This is a genomic window from Parvimonas sp. M20 (assembly GCF_035282425.1).
In the GTDB taxonomy this organism is placed as follows: Bacteria; Bacillota; Clostridia; order Tissierellales; family Peptoniphilaceae; genus Parvimonas.
Window position 1 is genome coordinate 1 of the sequence record NZ_JAYKBQ010000086.1, and the last position, 444, is coordinate 444.

General features: G+C 47.7%; 1 protein-coding gene. It reads right to left on the bottom strand.

Annotation, left to right across the window (positions count from 1 at the left end):
* Positions 1 to 12 precede the first annotated feature (12 nt).
* Entirely contained in the window at positions 13 to 378 is a 366-nt protein-coding gene (locus VJI93_RS08520; protein WP_324009279.1) for an A1S_2505 family phage non-structural protein, read from the bottom strand.
* Between the last annotated feature and the right edge of the window lie 66 nt (positions 379 to 444).

The window sequence follows — 444 nt, forward strand, 5'->3', positions numbered from 1 at the left end:
GAAAAATGATCTTCATGCTTGTTCTCCGATCACATCCTTAAATTCATAAGGAAGGTTTACGTTGGAAGTGCACCCAATAAAGAAGGGTGCGATCTGCTTGGACTCATATCCGGCGAGCCCACAACCGATGGCCACAACGTCAAATTGAAGGTCTGGATGCTGTTCGGCATACGCCTTAAATTTTTGGACGTGGTAACCAATCACAGACAAAGGTAGAATTTTAAGGATTTCGTCCTTAGTAGGGATAGCATATGCATTCCCCGTTCTGCCTTGCCCAACCCCATAGACAGCTCCATGTTTCATCCGGGCTTCTAGGGCTGATCCTTTTCCATGGCGTCCTGCCAAGTTAGATCCGAACACGAATATACGATCGGACATTACCTTGCCTCCCATGGGACTTTAACCCACGTATCGTCGAGAACAACACCGCCGAAGTGGTTGCGT